At 72.6% G+C, this 15,277-nt stretch carries 15 protein-coding genes; 4 read left to right on the top strand and 11 right to left on the bottom strand.

Translation table 11 applies throughout. The annotated features are described in order from the left end of the window. Positions 1 to 220: 220 nt before the first annotated feature. From CA984_RS05475 to CA984_RS05465, 3 genes are read left to right on the top strand one after another with little or no spacing between them, the layout of a single operon-like run. A complete protein-coding gene (locus CA984_RS05475; protein WP_012893495.1) occupies positions 221 to 811 on the top strand; it encodes a DUF5998 family protein in 591 nt (196 codons plus the stop codon). Next, complete coding sequence (locus CA984_RS05470) at positions 808 to 1,923, top strand: alkaline phosphatase family protein (protein ID WP_086568838.1); 1,116 nt, start codon at positions 808 to 810, stop codon at positions 1,921 to 1,923. Before CA984_RS05475 ends, CA984_RS05470 begins: the two co-directional genes overlap by 4 nt. After that, positions 1,920 to 2,732, top strand: a complete 813-nt coding sequence (locus CA984_RS05465) for a sulfurtransferase (protein ID WP_086568836.1) — start codon at positions 1,920 to 1,922, stop codon at positions 2,730 to 2,732. The genes CA984_RS05470 and CA984_RS05465 overlap by 4 nt, the downstream gene beginning before the upstream one ends. Here the strand turns inward: CA984_RS05465 and CA984_RS05460 are convergent. From CA984_RS05460 to CA984_RS05445, 4 genes are all read right to left on the bottom strand, one after another. Next, positions 2,672 to 5,095 carry a CHAT domain-containing protein gene (locus CA984_RS05460; RefSeq protein WP_086568834.1) on the bottom strand — a complete coding sequence of 808 codons (2,424 nt, stop codon included), beginning with the start codon at positions 5,093 to 5,095 and terminating at the stop codon, positions 2,672 to 2,674. The genes CA984_RS05465 and CA984_RS05460 overlap by 61 nt on opposite strands. Then, positions 5,096 to 5,560, bottom strand: coding sequence for a hypothetical protein (locus CA984_RS05455; RefSeq protein WP_086568832.1), 465 nt, complete (start codon positions 5,558 to 5,560; stop codon positions 5,096 to 5,098). After that, a complete protein-coding gene (locus tag CA984_RS05450) occupies positions 5,557 to 6,129 on the bottom strand; it encodes an RNA polymerase sigma factor (protein ID WP_086568906.1) in 573 nt (190 codons plus the stop codon). The genes CA984_RS05455 and CA984_RS05450 overlap by 4 nt, the downstream gene beginning before the upstream one ends. Before the next feature lie 61 nt (positions 6,130 to 6,190). Continuing rightward, a complete protein-coding gene (locus CA984_RS05445) occupies positions 6,191 to 7,243 on the bottom strand; it encodes a S8 family peptidase (protein ID WP_086568830.1) in 1,053 nt (350 codons plus the stop codon). Between the two features lie 205 nt (positions 7,244 to 7,448). On the opposite strand from CA984_RS05445, the gene CA984_RS05440 reads away from it, so the two are divergent. Continuing rightward, complete coding sequence (locus CA984_RS05440) at positions 7,449 to 7,943, top strand: DUF3145 domain-containing protein (RefSeq protein ID WP_086568828.1); 495 nt, start codon at positions 7,449 to 7,451, stop codon at positions 7,941 to 7,943. A 404-nt stretch (positions 7,944 to 8,347) separates the two neighbouring features. Here the strand turns inward: CA984_RS05440 and CA984_RS05435 are convergent, their stop codons facing one another. From CA984_RS05435 to CA984_RS05405, 7 genes are all read right to left on the bottom strand, one after another. Further along, positions 8,348 to 9,769: a carboxyl transferase domain-containing protein gene (locus tag CA984_RS05435; RefSeq protein WP_086568826.1), complete on the bottom strand. Its 1,422-nt coding sequence runs from the start codon at positions 9,767 to 9,769 to the stop codon at positions 8,348 to 8,350. A 13-nt stretch (positions 9,770 to 9,782) separates the two neighbouring features. After that, on the bottom strand, positions 9,783 to 11,015 hold the full coding sequence (gene fabF, locus CA984_RS05430; protein WP_086568824.1) for a beta-ketoacyl-ACP synthase II: 1,233 nt from the start codon (positions 11,013 to 11,015) through the stop codon (positions 9,783 to 9,785). A 52-nt stretch (positions 11,016 to 11,067) separates the two neighbouring features. Then, entirely contained in the window at positions 11,068 to 11,307 is a 240-nt protein-coding gene (locus CA984_RS05425; protein WP_012893485.1) for an acyl carrier protein, read from the bottom strand. Between the two features lie 91 nt (positions 11,308 to 11,398). Then, positions 11,399 to 12,355, bottom strand: coding sequence for a beta-ketoacyl-ACP synthase III (locus tag CA984_RS05420; RefSeq protein ID WP_086568822.1), 957 nt, complete (start codon positions 12,353 to 12,355; stop codon positions 11,399 to 11,401). Between the two features lie 74 nt (positions 12,356 to 12,429). Beyond that, on the bottom strand, positions 12,430 to 13,335 hold the full coding sequence (locus tag CA984_RS05415; RefSeq protein ID WP_086568820.1) for an ACP S-malonyltransferase: 906 nt from the start codon (positions 13,333 to 13,335) through the stop codon (positions 12,430 to 12,432). Positions 13,336 to 13,452: 117 nt separating this feature from the next. Further along, a complete protein-coding gene (locus CA984_RS05410) occupies positions 13,453 to 14,562 on the bottom strand; it encodes a PucR family transcriptional regulator (protein WP_165781114.1) in 1,110 nt (369 codons plus the stop codon). 242 nt (positions 14,563 to 14,804) lie between these two features. Continuing rightward, the coding region (locus CA984_RS05405) for a DUF350 domain-containing protein (protein ID WP_242675752.1) at positions 14,805 to 15,277 on the bottom strand (473 nt) is incomplete at its 5' end.

The raw sequence follows: 15,277 nt of genomic DNA, 5'->3' as shown, positions 1-15,277 counted from the left end.
GCCAGGCCCGCTCCGGCCGGACACATCCGGGGCCGTTCAACTGATTCACTGTGAAAGGCGGACGACCAGCCAGAGAATGCCAATTAGTCATAAAAAATCGAATTAAATGCTTGTGTCGCGTAAAGGGGGCCGTGGTCGGTCACGGTCACGATTTGCGCCGACGGCCGAACGGCGTGCGCACAGGGTGAAAGCGCTGCCCCGGACAGGGCAGGATGGACCCATGAGGGAAACCCGACTCTCGGCCGCAGGCCTGCGTGACGCCATCGACCGCAGTGGCTACTATCCTGACCTGGTCGCCGACGCGGTCGACTCCGCCTTGGGCAAGGAACAGGTGGGCGCCTACGTGGTCCACCACGAGGCCACCTTCGACCCGGCCATGGAGGTGCGCAGACACGTCACCGTCCTGGTGCTCTCCCCCACCCGCCTGCTCGTCTGCCACACCGACGAGCACCCGCCGGTGGAAGGGGTCTCGGCCTCTCACGCCTCCACGACCACCGAGGCCGTGCGGCTCAGCCGGATCCAGTCGGTCGCCGTCACCCGGGTCGTCCCCGACCCCGCCTCCTACGTGCCGGGCGTGCCGCCCACGGAGGTCACGCTCACCATCGGCTGGGGAGCCATCTCCCACGTCGACCTGGAGCCGGCCACCTGCGGCGACGAGAACTGCGAGGCCGACCACGGCTACACCGGAGCCATCACGGCCGACGACCTCTCCCTGCGGGTGAGCGAGGCGGCGGACGGACCCGAGGCCGTCACCCACGTGCTGGCCTTCGCCAAGGCACTGTCGGAGGCGACCGCCCGCGCCGCCTCATGAACCCCCTGGTCCCCGCCTACGGCGTGGCCTCGCTCGCCGACCTCTCCTCCTCCCTCCTGACCGTGCTCGGGATGGAGGGGGACAACCCGCTGGAGCTCGCGCCGGCCGAGCGCGTCCTGCTGTTCCTCGTCGACGGGCTGGGAGCCGAGCTGCTCCGGGCGCACCCGGAGACCGCCCCCTTCCTGTCGGCCCAGCTCGGCAGGGTGCTCACCGCGGGCTTCCCCGCCACCACGGCGACCAGTCTCGGCACGCTGGGCACCGGCCTGCCGCCGGGCGAGCACGGCATGCTCGGCTACCGGATCGCCGTGCCCGGCGCCGGTTATCTGCTCAACTGCCTGCGCTGGACCGCCTCGGGCCCGCTGATCCCTCCCGACGAGTGGCAGCCCACCCCGACCGTCTACGAACGCGCCGTGGCGGCCGGGATCCCCATCAGCTACGTCGCCCCGTCGGCGTTCGAGCCCACCGCGTTCAACCGCGCCGTCTACCGGGGCGTGCACTTCATCGGCGCCGACGGGGTCGACGACCGGATCGAGGGCGTCCGCCGGGCGCTGGCCGAGCCCCGCTCACACGTGACGGTCTACTACGGCGACCTCGACAGCATGGGCCACCTGACCGGCTGGGGCACCCCGCAGTGGCTGGACCAGCTCGCCCTGGTCGACCGGATGGCCGAGCGGCTGGCGGGCACGCTCCCGCCCGGCTCGGCGATGTACGTCACCGCCGACCACGGCATGATCAACATCACCGAGCGGATCGACGTGGACGCCCTCCCCGAGCTGCGCGAGGGCGTCTCCCTGCTCGGCGGCGACACCCGCGCCCGGCACGTCTACACCGACCCGGGCGCGGCGGCGTCCGTGCTCGACGCCTGGCGTGACATCCTGGCCGGCAGGGCATGGGTGACCTCCCGCGAGGAGGCGGTCGAGTCGGGCTGGTTCGGGCCGCGTGTGCGTCCCGAATGGCTGCCCCGGATCGGCGACGTCCTCGCCGTGCCCTACACCGACTGCGCTATCGTCGCCTCGATCGCCGAGCCGTTCGAATCGTCGTTCACCGGCTGTCACGGCTCCCTCACGCCCGCTGAGCAGCATGTTCCCCTACTGGAGGTAAGCACCCGATGAGCCCGCTGATCACCCCTTCCGGACTGGCCGATCTGGCCGGTGCGACCGTCCTGGACGTGCGCTGGAAGCTCGGTGGGCCGCCCGGTGCCGATTCCTACCGCGAGGGGCACGTCCCCGGCGCCGTCTTCTGCGACCTCAACGCCGACCTCGCCGCGCCGGCCGGATCGGAAGGCCGTCATCCGCTGCCCTCCGCGGACCTGTTCCAGGACGCCATGCGCCGCCTGGGCGTGTCCGGCTCCCGGCCCGTCGTCGTCTACGACGGGGCCGACTCCACCGCCGCCGCCCGCGCCTGGTGGACGCTGCGCTACTTCGGTCACCCCGACGTCCGGGTCCTCGACGGCGGGTTCCGCGCGTGGGCCGCCGAAGGCCTGCCCGTCGCGGAGGGCGAGGAGACCGCCTCGCCCGGCGACTTCGTCGCGCGTCCGGGCGGGATGCCGGTGCTCGACGCCGCGCAGGCCCTGGAGCTGGCCGCCGACGGGGTCCTCCTGGACGCCCGCGCCGCCGAGCGCTACCGGGGCGAGGTCGAGCCGATCGATCCCGTCGCCGGGCACGTTCCCGGCGCGGTCAGCGCTCCCACCGGCGACAACGTCGATCCGGCGGGCCGTTTCCACCTGCCCGACTTCCTCCGCGAGCGGTTCAACACCCTCGGCGCCGTCCCCGGCGTGAGGGTCGGCGCCTACTGCGGCTCCGGCGTGACGGCGGCCCACGAGGTGCTGGCCCTGGAGCTGGCGGGCATCCCTGCCGCCCTCTACGTCGGATCCTGGTCCAACTGGGTGGCCGACCCCTCGCGGCCGGTCGCCACCGGCTGAGCGCCGTAGCCGAAACAGACGAACCCGGCCACCCCGGTCTTCCCACCCGCCGCGGTCAACGCCTGGGCGGGCGGGTGGCCGGCGGCCAGCAGCTCGTGGAAGACCGTCATCAGCGTCAGGGTCTCCTCGTCGCGGACCGGGACCAGACTGGCCACCACGCACTGCGACCCCAGCGACAGGAAGGTGCCCGCCAGCCCCAGCGGCGCCCCGTCGGCCGGAGCGTGCGCCATGCCCGCCTCACACGCCGACAGCACCACCAGCCGCGGTGGCGTGCGGAGCCGTAGCAGGTCGTAGGCCATCAGGGGGCCGTCGTCGAGGGCGATGCTGGACAGCAGCGGGCTGCGCGAGGAGAACATCCCGTGCGCGGCCAGGTGCGCCACCTCGGCCCGCTCCAGCGCCGCCATCACCTCCGCCCGTAGCGCGGTGACCCGCTCCGTCCCCGGATGGCAGCCGCCGACCATGTCCGCCTCGGCCTCCGCGCACCGCAGCCCCGGACCGGCCACCGCCACGATCCCCCCGCCCCGTACGGCCCGCATCCGGTGCCCGGCCAGCCAGGCGGCGGCACCGGATGCCACGGTGACCGGCCGACCGGCGTTCATCGGCAGGACCGGCCAGGGCAGGGTGTGCAGCGTCCCGGTCGGCACGATCACCAGTGGCCGGTCGCCCAGCCTGCCGCGTAGCGGGCCGAAGAGCAGCCGCTCCAGCAGCGCCGCCTCCCCGGCCAGCCCGGGCGCCTCCCCGTCGAGCAGATGGGTCCGGCGCAGGCCGTAGCGGATCCTGACCGTGGCCTCGGCGACCGCGGCGAAGGGGCCAAGGCGGCGCAGCATGACGCGGTCCGGGGTGACCACCACGGCGACCAGCTCACCGGCGTGACGGACGAACTCCACCAGCGCCGCCTCCCCGAGCGCGGCGCGCAGCTCCTCCACGTCGGGCGCGACGGGCTGACCGGTGCCTCCGACGACCGCCCTCCACCGTTCCGCCCAGGCCAGGAGCGTACGGCCCCGCCCGGTCCGCAGAGCCAGGGCCAGGCCGAACCCCGCCAGCGACTCACCGGCCCTGACGGCGTGGGCGCGCACCATCGGGTCGCTGAACGCCATCGCCTCGGCACCCACCTCCGCCAGCCCGGCCCGGACCACCGCGAAGGCCCCCCGCCGGTCTCCCGCCAGCGCCCGCCGCACCGCTGTCGCCTGGCGGGACACCACGCCGGGACCGGACGAGGCGAGGCGGGCGAGCTGCTCGTCGGCGGCGGGGCGGTCGCCGAGCCGGAGCGCGACCTCGGCGCCGGTGAACCTGAGCGCCCGGGAGGCCTGCGGGTGGCCCGCGTCGTCGAGGGCGCCGGCGCACGAGAGCATCTCGGCGAGCAGCTCCGCGGTGGGCGGGCCGAGCATGAGCCGGGCACGCAGGAGGATCTCCGCGGCGAGCGGCGCCAGGACCGTCCGGCCCTGCGCGGCCAGATCGACCGCGGCCCGCTCCGCGCTCTGCCGGGCGCGGTGCGGGTCGCCGGTGCGCAGCTCGGCCCGGGCGAGCAGAAGGCGGGCCTCGGCCAGGGCCACGTTCGCGCCCGCCGCGGTCAGCTCCGGCACCGCCAGGTCGAGCAGGGCCCGCGCCTCACCGGGCAGATGAGCGGCGATCAGCGCCTCGGCCAGGTCGCAGCGCATCGTCGCCAGCCGTTCCGGATATCCGGACAGGCTGCTCTCCGCGCGGTGGTAGGCGGTGAACGCGGCGGACAGGTCTCCCCGCCGCGCCGCCAGGAACGGCAGGTTGCCCTCGGCGAGCGTGAGCACGTGATCGAGACCCGCTTCCCGTGCGAGTTTCGCGCACCGGGTCAGGTCGGCCTCCGCCGCCTCGAACTCGCCGAGGAACACCCGGGCCAGCCCCCGGTTCAGCACCGCCCCGGCCAGGAACCTGACGTCGTCACCGAGGAAGTCCACCGCGCGGTCGCAGTGGCTGACGGCCTCGGCGTAGCGGCCGAGGCGGGTCAGCGCCACCGCCCGGTGGACGCCGAGCCTGGCCACCTCGACCGGTGTGAGGTGGGGCTCGGCGGAGTCGGCGATGGTCAGGGCCTGCCGTGGGTGGCCGAGCTCGGTGCGGACGTGGACCAGCGACAGGCGTGCCTGGGCGGCCCGGCGCGGAAGGCCGGCGGAGAGCGCGACGCTCACGGCCCGGTCCAGGTGCTCCTCGGCCAGCGGCAGGTCGCCCAGCTCGCGTGCGGCCACCGCCAGCGCCCGGTGGGCGACCGCCACGGCCTCGCAGTGAGGATCGGAGGCGAGCACGCTGTGCGCCAGTGCCCGGGCCCGTGCCGGGGCCGTGCCCGAGAGGTCCACCGCGTGCTCGGCGGCGGCGAGCGCGTCGTCGGGAATCACCTACGGGCGGATCCGGGTCCAGCTGGTGACGACCGGAGAGCGCTCCGGCCGGTGGCACACCACGCTGAACCAGCCCGGCGGCAGACCCGTGACGGCGAACTGGCCCGTCGCGGAGAGCTCGCGCGACTCGGTGAGATGCAGGGTGCGCACCTCCACCCGGGTGCCCGCCTCCGGAGACGGGGACACCTGCCCTGCCAGGTCCACCAGGCCGTCCATCGAGGTGACCTCCAGATCCACGGTGAGCTCGGCGGCGGTGAACCGGAGCAGCCTCGCCTCGTCGGCGGACCGGACGCCCCGCGGAGCGGGCGTGACCACCGGCCGGGCCGTGGCGGCACCGGGCAGCCGCAGGCCGAAGACCGCCCTGGCGGCGGCGGAGACGTGAGCGGGCACGGGATCCTGGCCGGCACTCAGACGGAGCGCGGCGATGAGGGACTCGTCGTCGATCGCCGGGGGATGTCGGGTCATGGCGTCGCCTCCTGGGCGGTGAGCACGGTGCGTAGTCGGTTCAGGCAACGTCCCCGGGTGGGGCCGTAACTTCCGCTGGGCATGCCCAGCCGCCCGGCGAGCTGGTGGACGCCCGCGTCGGGTGCGGTGGCCATCAGCCGGAACAGTGACCGGCAGGGTTCGTGCATCTCCTCGACGGCCAGCCACAGCCGACGGCCCTCGTCGGCGGTCAGCACCGCCACCGCCGGGTCGGGGTGGACGTGCCCGGCCAGCGCCGGATCGGAATGGGAATGCTCGGTGCCGGCGGGATCGGAGATCAGCCGTTCGCCCCGGTTCCGTCTGCTCAGAAGGGAGGCCTCGCGCTTGGCCGTGGTGAACAGCCAGGGGCCGATCCGATCCGGGTCACGGATGGTGTGCAGGCTCTCGACCAGCCGCAGCCATGCCCCCTGCACCGCGTCCGCCGCGTCCGCCGCGCTCAGGTCGTAGGCGCGCACGGCCGACCAGAGCGGCCCCGAGAACCGGTTGACCAGCACGTCCCACGCCGCCTGGTCGCCTGCCAGGACGGCATCGATCGCGTGCTGCTCACTCACCGGCGCCTCCGAGGCCACGTCGAACACTCTGAGTGTTCACGCGAAGACTTTGGGTGAGACTTTACCTCGGCATGGGCACCGCAACACCCAGATCCGGGATTTGCCGGGTCCTCAGTGGATCGAGGACGTGCGCGGCGGCCTCCCGCGGGGTCCTGTCCCGGGCCGCCGCCGCGATCACCCCGCTGACCACGGCCGCGGCGAAGGAGGTCCCGCTCCAGTGCGCGTAGCCCCGGAAGGCCCCGTGTTCGAGGAAGGAACTGGTCAGCCACTCGCCCCGGGCGCAGGCGTCCACCCACGGGCCGTACGCGGAGAAGGGGGCCCTGACCTCCTCGGCCGCGTCCAGCGCGCCGACGGCGATCACCTCGGGCAGCGCCGCGGGCCAGAACGGGCGGTCCGAGGCCGTGTTGCCCGCGCAGGCGACCACGGCGGTGGCGCGCAGCCCGGCCAGGGCGGCCTCCACCAGCGGCGAGGGGCGATCGTCGAAGGTGTGGCCGCCGAAGGAGAGGTTGAGAACCTGGGGCGGGTCGTCCCGCAGCCGGATCAGGGTCCGCAGCAGCCCCGCCTCGTCCCCGGTGCCGTGGCTGTCCAACACCCGCAGCGGGCGCACCCGCGCGCCGGGAGCCGAGCGCAGCACCAGCCCGGCGACGAACGTGCCGTGCCCGGCCTGGGCGTCCAGCTCGCCGTCGCCGTCCGAGTCGGGCAGCTCGGCGGCCTCGCGCCGCTGCTCCAGGAACCAGGCCTGCCTCCGCCACCAGGGGTGCGCGGTCAGGCCGGTGTCGGCCACGGCCACGGTCACCGCGTCTGCGGCAGCCTCGGGCAGCGGGAGGGGGTCGGCCGGAAAGGGGCGGGAGGCCGGGCCGCCGAAGAAGAGCGGCTGGCCCACCAGGACGTGGTTGGGGGAGGCGGGGTGGCCCCGGCCTCGCACCGCCGTCACCAGATCGCAGACGTCCACGCCGGGCGAGAGCCGTATGCGGAAGATCCCCTCGACCTCGGCCACGGCGGTGGTCCACCGGGAGACGGCGGCCATCCCCGAGGCGTCGGTCAGCAGCTGGCCAGGCCTGATCAGCGCGGGTGCTCCGGGCACGGGCTCCACCCGTATGATGTCGGCGTCCATCCGGCCCTCCGGGGTTGATCACCAGGTCGCTGCGTCTTCTCTCCTCCGAGAATGCCCCGAGCCAGGCGCCCGTGGCACAACATCTCGGTATGACCCCCCTCTGGTGCGGCGTCACAACCGACGGTAGTCTCTCCTTCAGTCACTTGTGATCATCCTGGGACGAGGCCGTTGGGGAAGGCGCACCTCGTACGAAACGGGAGGTCCGGTGTCTGCTCGTGGCGTGCTTTACGTCCACTCAGCTCAGCCTGCGCTGTGCCCTCATATCGAATGGGCGGTCGCGGGTGTCCTTGGCGTACCCGTGGACCTGACCTGGACTCCGCAGCCTGCCGCGCCCGGCCACGTGCGCGCACAGGCCGAATGGGAGGCCCGTGTCGGGACCGCAGCTGCCATCACCTCGTCGTTGATGGGCTGGCAGCGTATCCGCTTCGAGATCACCGAGGACGCCTCGCCGGGTGCCGACGGGTCCCGTCATGCCTACACCCCGTCCCTTGGCGCCTTCACGGCGGTGATCGGGGCCTCGGGTGACATCCTGGTGCCCGAGGACCGGCTGCGCTCGGCCATGTTGATGGCGCGTCAGGGCCGGGTGGTGCTGGAGGAGGAACTGGACCGCCTGCTCGGGAAGCAGTGGGACGCCGAGCTTGAGTCGTTCCGCTACGCGGGGGAGGGCGCCCCGGTCCGCTGGCTGCACGCCGCGGTCTGATCAGGCGATCCTCTCCGGGTACGCAGACCTCCGAGAACGGAAAGGGAAGGAGCCCGCGCCCCGGAGCCCGCCCACGCCCGGGCTCTGCCGCGCCTCCGGAGATCCTGTCCGCGCCTCCGAGCGGGCTCTCCGGGCCACCTCGGGCCATCTCCGGCCCCGAGCCGCCTCAAGCCCCCTCAGGCCGCCCCTCAGGCCGTCTCAGAACGGCTCATGACGTCTCTTCCGCTTCCCGGGCGGACAGGTCCGTGCTCTGACGTCCGTCTGAAGCGGACGGTTCCGTGCTCGACCGTTCCCTCGGGCGGGCTGAGGGATCACGCCCGTGCCGCGCGCCGGGGAGACGGCCCGTGCTGGGGAAAGCACGACGCCCCCGCCGGCGGGGCCGGCGGGGGCGTCGCTGAAGCGGGTCAGAGCGGGATGTTCCCGTGGGCGCCGCGGGCCGGGGTGGCCTGGGCCAGGATCCTGGCGATGGCGCCGCGGGTCTCCTCGGGCTTGATGACCTCGTCCACCACGCCGAGCTCGATGGCCCGGTCGAGGCCGCCGGCGAGGATCTCGTGCTCCTCGGCGAGCCTGGCCTCCACGGCCGCGCGCTCCTCCTCCGGTGCCGCCGCGAGCTCACGGCGCTTGAGGATGCGGACCGCGGCGACCGCTCCCATGACCGCGATCTGGGTGGTCGGCCAGCCGAAGACCCGGGTGGCGCCCAGCGAACGGGAGTTCATCGCGATGTAGGCGCCGCCGTACGCCTTGCGGGTCACCACCGTGATCCGCGGCACCGAGGCCTCGGCGAAGGCGTGCAGGAGCTTGGCGCCGCGGCGGACCACGCCGTCGTGCTCCTGGCCGACGCCGGGGAGGTAGCCGGGGACGTCCACCAGGACGACCAGCGGCACCCCGAAGGCATCGCACATCCGGACGAACCGGGCGGCCTTCTCGGCGGAGGCGGAGTCCAGGCAGCCGCCCAGACGCATGGGGTTGTTGGCGATCACACCGATGGTCCGGCCCCCGAGACGGCCCAGCGTGGTGACGATGTTGGGCGCCCACTTGGGGTGCAGCTCGACGCCCGGCTCGTCGAGCAGGCCTTTGACCAGCGGCTTGACGTCATAGGCGCGGCGGACGTTCTCCGGCAGCAGGCCGGAGAAGTCGACCTCCTCGATGTCGCCGCGGACCCGGCCCTGGTGGCCCAGGAGCACCGCCAGGCGGCGGGCCTGGACGTAGGCCTCGGTCTCGTTCTTGGTGACGATGTGCACGACGCCGCTGCGCTTGCTGTGCGGCTCGGGGCCGCCGAGCGCGGCCATGTCGATCTGCTCGCCGGTCACGCTGCGGACCACGTCGGGGCCGGTGACGAAGATGCGGCCCTCGTCGGCCAGGATCACGATGTCGGTCAGCGCCGGGCCGTACGCGGCGCCGCCGGCCGCGGGGCCGACCACCACGGACAGCTGCGGCACGACGCCGGAGGCCCGGGTCATCGCGGCGAAGACACGGCCGACCGCGTGCAGCGACTCGACGCCCTCGGCCAGGCGGGCGCCGCCCGAGTGCCAGACGCCGATGACCGGGACCCGCTCGCGGACCGCGACGTCGTAGGCGTGCACGATGTGCTCGCAGCCCTCGCTGCCCATCGCGCCGCCCTGGACACGGGCGTCGCTGACGAACACCACCACAGGCACGCCCTCCACGCGGCCCGTCGCGGCGAGCACGCCGCTGCGGTCCACGGGGGAGATCAGCCGGACCGAGCCCTCGTCGAGAAGGGCCGCGAGTCGCACCTGGGGATCGCGAGGATCGTCAACCTCCTTGTCGGAGGTGTCGGTCACCACCCTGTTGTCGAGCACGGTCATCACTGGCTCCCTGTCAGATACTCGTGAAGGCGACGGCGACGTCGTGTCCGCCGAACCCGAAAGAGTTGTTGATCGCGGCGATCTGGCCGTCGGGCAGCTTGCGCGGCGCACCGCGCACGATGTCCACCTCGACGCCGTCGTCGAGGTTGTCCACGTTGATGGTGCCGGGGGCGATCCGCTCGTGCAGCGCCAGGATGGTGAAGACGGACTCGATGCCGCCGGCACCGCCGAGCAGGTGGCCGGTCATCGACTTGGTGCTGGTGACCAGCGGGTGAGCGCCGATGACCTCCTTGATCGCGAGGGTCTCCACCACGTCACCCGCGGGGGTGGAGGTGGAGTGCGCGTTCACGTGCTTGATGTCCTGGCCGGTGAGGCCGGAGTTCTCCAGGGCGCGGCGCATGGCCAGCATGACCCCGGCGCCGGTCGGTTCCGGCTGGGCGATGTGGTGGGCGTCGGCGGAGTAGCCGACACCCGCGGCCACCGCGTAGATCTTGGCGCCGCGCGCGAGGGCGTGCTCCTCGGACTCCAGCACGACGATGCCGGCGCCCTCGCCGAGGACGAAGCCGTCACGGTCCTTGTCCCACGGCCGGGAGGCCAGCTGGGGCGCGTCGTTACGGGTGGACATCGCGCGCATGGCGGCGAAGGAGCCGATGTTCAGAGGATGGATGGCCGCCTCGGTGCCACCGGCCACGACCACGTCGGCGCGTCCGGAACGGATCATCTCGATGGCGTAGCCGATCGACTCGGCGCCGGTGGCGCAGGCGCTCACGGTGGCGTGCACGCCGGCGCGGGCGCCGACCTCGATGCCGATCCAGCCCGCCGCGCCGTTCGGCATCAGCATCGGGACGGTGTACGGCGAGAGCCGCTGCCAGCCCTTCTCCTTGAAGGTGTCGTAGGCGGCGAGGATCGTGGTGATGCCACCGATGCCGCTGCCCACGACCACACCGAGGCGCTCCGGATCGACCTTGTCGATCGCGGCGTGCGCCCAGGCCTCGCGGGCCGCGACCAGCGCGAACTGCTCGGCCCGGTCAAGCCGCCGTGCCTCCGGCCGGGGCAGCACCTCGGTCGGGTCCACGGCGGCCACGGCGGCGAACTTCACCGGGACCGAGTCGACCCAGTCCTCGGTGAGGTTGCGGACCCCGGACTGACCGGCGAGAAGCGCCGACCAGGTCGAGGCGACGTCTCCACCGAGGGGCGTCGTCGCGCCGAGCCCGGTGACGACGACACGTACCTGGTCTGTACTCACGTTCTGCGCTCCTTGTGAATCGCGGGTCAAATCCGGGAAATCTTCAGACGTCTCAGTTCTGGATGAAGTTGATGACGTCCTTGACGGTCTTCAGGTGCTTGAGCTGCTCGTCCGGGATCTCGACGCCGAACTCGTCCTGGGCGGCGACGGCGATCTCGACCATGGACAGCGAGTCGATGTCGAGGTCGTCCACGAAGTTCTTCTCCGGGCTGACCTCGGAGGCCGGGATGCCGGTGATCTCGTTGATGATCTTGCCGATACCAGCGAGGATCTCCTGCTCGGTCAGAGCCATGTCGCTTGTTCTCCTTGAATTCGGTTTCTTCTTGTTCTGCACGGCCGGAGCCGTACAAGCTTTGTTCCGCACGGCCGGAGCCGTACAGGTCTCAGGGGACCTCGATGACCTGACCGGCGTAGGTCAGGCCGGCGCCGAAGCCCAGCAGCAGGGCGAGGTCGCCCGACCGGACTTCGCCGCGCTCGATCATCCGGGACAGCGCCAGCGGGATCGAGGCCGCGGAGGTGTTGCCCGCCAGCACGATGTCCTTGGCGATGACGGCGTTGTCGGCGCCGAGCTTACGTGCGATGGCCTCGATGATGCGCAGGTTGGCCTGGTGGGGCACGAAGGCCGCGAGGTCGGAGGGGGCCACCCCGGCGCGCTCGCAGATCTCCTTGGCCACCGGGTGAAGCGCGGTGGTGGCCCAGCGGAACACGGCCTGGCCTTCCTGGTGCAGGAAGGAGTCACGGTCCTTGATGATGATCGCGTCGGACTTGTCGCCGGCGCTGCCCCACACCACCGGGCCGATCCGGGGGGTGTCGGACGGGCCGACGACCGCGGCACCCGCGCCGTCGGCGAAGATCACCGCGGTGGCCCGGTCGGTCCAGTCGATCCACTGGGAGAGCTTCTCGGTGCCGATCACCAGCACGTTGGTGGCCGAGCCCGCGCGGACCGCGTCGTTGGCGACGGCCAGCGCGTAACAGAAGCCGGAGCAGGCGGTGTTCACGTCGAAGGCGCCGGGGGCGTCGATGCCGAGCCGGGTGGCCACCCGGCCGGCCGCGTTGGGGATCTGCGTCTCCAGCGTGCAGGTGGCGACGATCACCAGGTCGATGTCGGTGACCGCCAGCCCGCTCGCGGCGAGGGCCTTGCCGCCCGCCTGAACGGCCAGATCGATCTCGGACTCGCCCTCGGGGGCGATCCGGCGCTCCTTGATGCCGACGCGGCTCTGGATCCACGCGTCGTTGGTCTCCATGGTCGCCGACAGATCGTCGTTGGTGACCACCTTGGACGGCTGATAGTGGCCGAAGGCCAGGATCTTCGCGCCAGGAGCGCCATTCATGATCTTCATCCGTCGCTCACCACTCCTCGTTAGCTGCGGAGGCCACTCGTGCCTCGTGGACCACCGCGCTCACCGCGCCGGCTTCACGCCGACCCACTGAGAACCCCGCGGGCCGCGTCCAGGTCGTCAGGGGTCTTCAGAGCGACGGTGGCCACCCCGCGCAGGGCGCGCTTGGCCAGGCCGGTGAGGGTGCCGCCGGGGACCAGCTCGATCATCGCGGTGACGCCCCGGTCGGCCATCGTGGCCATGCAGGCGTCCCAGCGTACCGGGTTGGCGACCTGATTGATCAGACGCTCCACGAACTCGGCGCCGCTGGTGACCGCCGCGCCGTCCGCGTTGGACAGCAGGGTGGTGGACGGGTCGCCGGGTGTGATGCCGGCGGCGGCCTTGCGCAGGTGGTCGACCGCGGGGGCCATGTGCACCGTGTGGAAGGCGCCGGCCACCGAGAGCGGGATCAGCCGGGCCCGCGCGGGCGGCTCGGCCCTGAACGCCTCCAGCTGCGCCAGCGTGCCACCGGCCACGATCTGCCCGGCGCCGTTGATGTTGGCCGGGGTGAGACCGTGCCCGGCGATGGCCGCCAGCACGTCGTCCTCGGCGCCGCCGAGGACGGCGAGCATGCCGGTCTCGGTGACCGCGGCGGCCTTGGCCATGGCCTGGCCGCGCTCGCGGACGAGGGTCAGGGCCTGCTCGGGGGTGAGGACTCCGGCCAGGGCGGCGGCGGTCAGCTCCCCGACGCTGTGCCCGGCGACGATGGCGGGGGAGGCCCCGAGGACCTCCGCCACGGCCAGTCCGGCGGCCACGAGCAGTGGCTGGGCGACCGCGGTGTCACGGATCTCGTCCGCGCCGGCGGTGGTCCCGTAGGCGACCAGATCGAGGCCGACCAGGTCGGACCACGCGGACAGGCGATCCGCCAGGCCCGGTATTTCGAGCCATGGGGCGAGGAAACCTGGGGTCTGGGCGCCTTGGCCCGGAGCGACGATGACGAGCACGAAATCCAGCCTGCCCTGTAGGAGTCTGCTACACGGATAAGGATACGAACGAACTTTATCCACACCTTTTTGTAGGAAGGCTACAGCGGAGGTTTCGCTGAGGTTAAGTAAGGACCTCTAGGTCGCGATTGTTTCGGACAGGCGGCCGAGGATGAGTCCCACCTGGAGGGTGAAGGCGGAACGCCCCTCCGTGGGCTGGTACCCGGTCAGCTCGGTGATCTTACGAAGACGGTAGCGCACCGTGTTCGGATGCACGAAAAGCAGCCGGGCCGTGGCCTCCAGGGAGGTGCCCTGTTCGAGGTAGGTCGCGAGCGTGTCGAGAAGCGGCGTGCCCACCAGCGGAAGGTAGACGTTCTCCACCAGCTGGCCCCTGGCGTCGGCGTCCCCGTCGATCGCGCGCTCGGCCAGCAGGTCCTCTGCGTGGACCGGCCGGGGCGCGTCCGGCCAGCCGCCGGCGGCCCGCAGGCCGGCGATCGCGGCCCGGGCCGAGCGCGCGGCCGCGTGCAGGTCGTTCACCTCGGGCCCGATCACGATCGGCCCGGGACCGAAGCGCGGCACCACGTGCCTGGCCGCGGCGCTGACGCTGTCGGCACCGCCCACGATCACGATCAGCCGGTCGCCCTGGACCCCCGCCAGCATGTCCAGCCCGGACCTGCGGCCCCGGTCACGCAGCCCGTCGATCACCGTCTGAGGGTCGTTGTCGGGCGTCTGCCCGGCCAGCACGACGACGGGGGAGGAGATCCAGCCGAGCGCCGCGGCCCACGAGTGCAGGCCGTCGTCGACCTCGCCCCGGACCAGCGCGTCCACGATCAGCGCCTCCAGCCGCGCGTCCCAGGCGCCCCGCGCCTCGGCCTCCCGCGCGTAGACCTGGGCGGCGGCGAAAGCGACGTCGCGGGTGTAGCGGAGCATCGCCTGCTGGAGCTGGTCCTCCCCGCCGGGCGCGGCCAGATCCCCGGTCTGCGCCTCGACCACCTCGACCACGATCCGCACGATGTCCACGGTCTGCTGCAGCGAGATGGAGCGCTTGAGCTCGCGGGGGGCGGTGCCGAAGAACTCGATGCTGGGGGTCGGACGGCCCTCCCCGGCGTGCTGGAACCACTCCACGAACGCGGCGATCCCTGCCTGGGCCACCAGCCCGACCCAGGACCTGTCCTCGGCGGACAGGACGCGGAACCACATCAGCCGGTCTTCCATCCTCGCCATGGCGGCCGTGCCCAGCGTGCCCATGGCCCGTTCGAGCCTGCGCGTGGTGTCCTCCCTGACCCGGTCCGGGTCGGGCTCCCTCCTGGCGGGCTCCTTCCCGCCGGGCTCGACCACGACGTCGCTGTGTCTGCTGCCTCGCTCGTTCCGCTCCCTCACGTCACTAAGAGTGCCAGGTCGCATGGGATGCGCCAGCCGCTGCGCCGTACAGGGTGCGGGCTCCTGTTCTGTACGGTTCCGCGCACGGCCGGGCGCCGGAGGGCCTCCGCTCAGATGACGGCGACGGCGGTGATCAGACCGATGACCAGGTGGGTGATCGCCAGCAGGCGTGCGCCGGGCTGGAGCTCGGGCTCGCTGACCAGATCGCGGACCGACATCCCGGCGACCTTGTCGAAGGCGATCATCGCCACCGTCTGCACGGCGATGCCCACCAGGCCGAAGACCGCGGTCGCGAGCAGGCCCTCGTGCAGGGCTCCGCCCGATGACCAGATGGAGGCCGCGACGATGAGCCCGACGGCGGCCAGGCCGGAGGCGGTGAGCAGGGTGGCGTTGGGGTTGCGGTCGGACTTGATCAGATGGCTGAGCTTGCCGGGGATGGCCATGTCGATCACGTAGAAGCCGATGATCAGCAGGATCACGCCGAGCGCGGCGTAGGCGGCGATGGCGAGCGCGCCGCGCCCGAGGGTCTCGGCCAGCGAGATCGCCTCGACGCCGATCGGGCTCGGGAGGGGCAGGGGGGTGG

The organism is Streptosporangium minutum, assembly GCF_002149035.1.
GTDB classification, from domain to species: domain Bacteria; phylum Actinomycetota; class Actinomycetes; order Streptosporangiales; family Streptosporangiaceae; genus Streptosporangium; species Streptosporangium minutum.
The sequence above is the reverse complement of the archived record's forward strand: the minus strand, read 5'-3'. Positions and strand labels throughout refer to the sequence as shown.

Coding starts and splice junctions, on each gene's coding strand:
- CA984_RS05475 (WP_012893495.1), top strand. CDS start 221: ATGAGGGAAACCCGACTCTCGGCCGCAGGCCTGCGTGACGCCATCGAC.
- CA984_RS05465 (WP_086568836.1), top strand. CDS start 1,920: ATGAGCCCGCTGATCACCCCTTCCGGACTGGCCGATCTGGCCGGTGCG.
- CA984_RS05425 (WP_012893485.1), bottom strand. CDS start 11,307: ATGGCTCTGACCGAGCAGGAGATCCTCGCTGGTATCGGCAAGATCATC.
- CA984_RS05470 (WP_086568838.1), top strand. CDS start 808: ATGAACCCCCTGGTCCCCGCCTACGGCGTGGCCTCGCTCGCCGACCTC.
- CA984_RS05410 (WP_165781114.1), bottom strand. CDS start 14,562: ATGGGCACGCTGGGCACGGCCGCCATGGCGAGGATGGAAGACCGGCTG.
- CA984_RS05445 (WP_086568830.1), bottom strand. CDS start 7,243: ATGGACGCCGACATCATACGGGTGGAGCCCGTGCCCGGAGCACCCGCG.
- CA984_RS05435 (WP_086568826.1), bottom strand. CDS start 9,769: ATGACCGTGCTCGACAACAGGGTGGTGACCGACACCTCCGACAAGGAG.
- CA984_RS05420 (WP_086568822.1), bottom strand. CDS start 12,355: ATGAAGATCATGAATGGCGCTCCTGGCGCGAAGATCCTGGCCTTCGGC.
- CA984_RS05455 (WP_086568832.1), bottom strand. CDS start 5,560: ATGACCCGACATCCCCCGGCGATCGACGACGAGTCCCTCATCGCCGCG.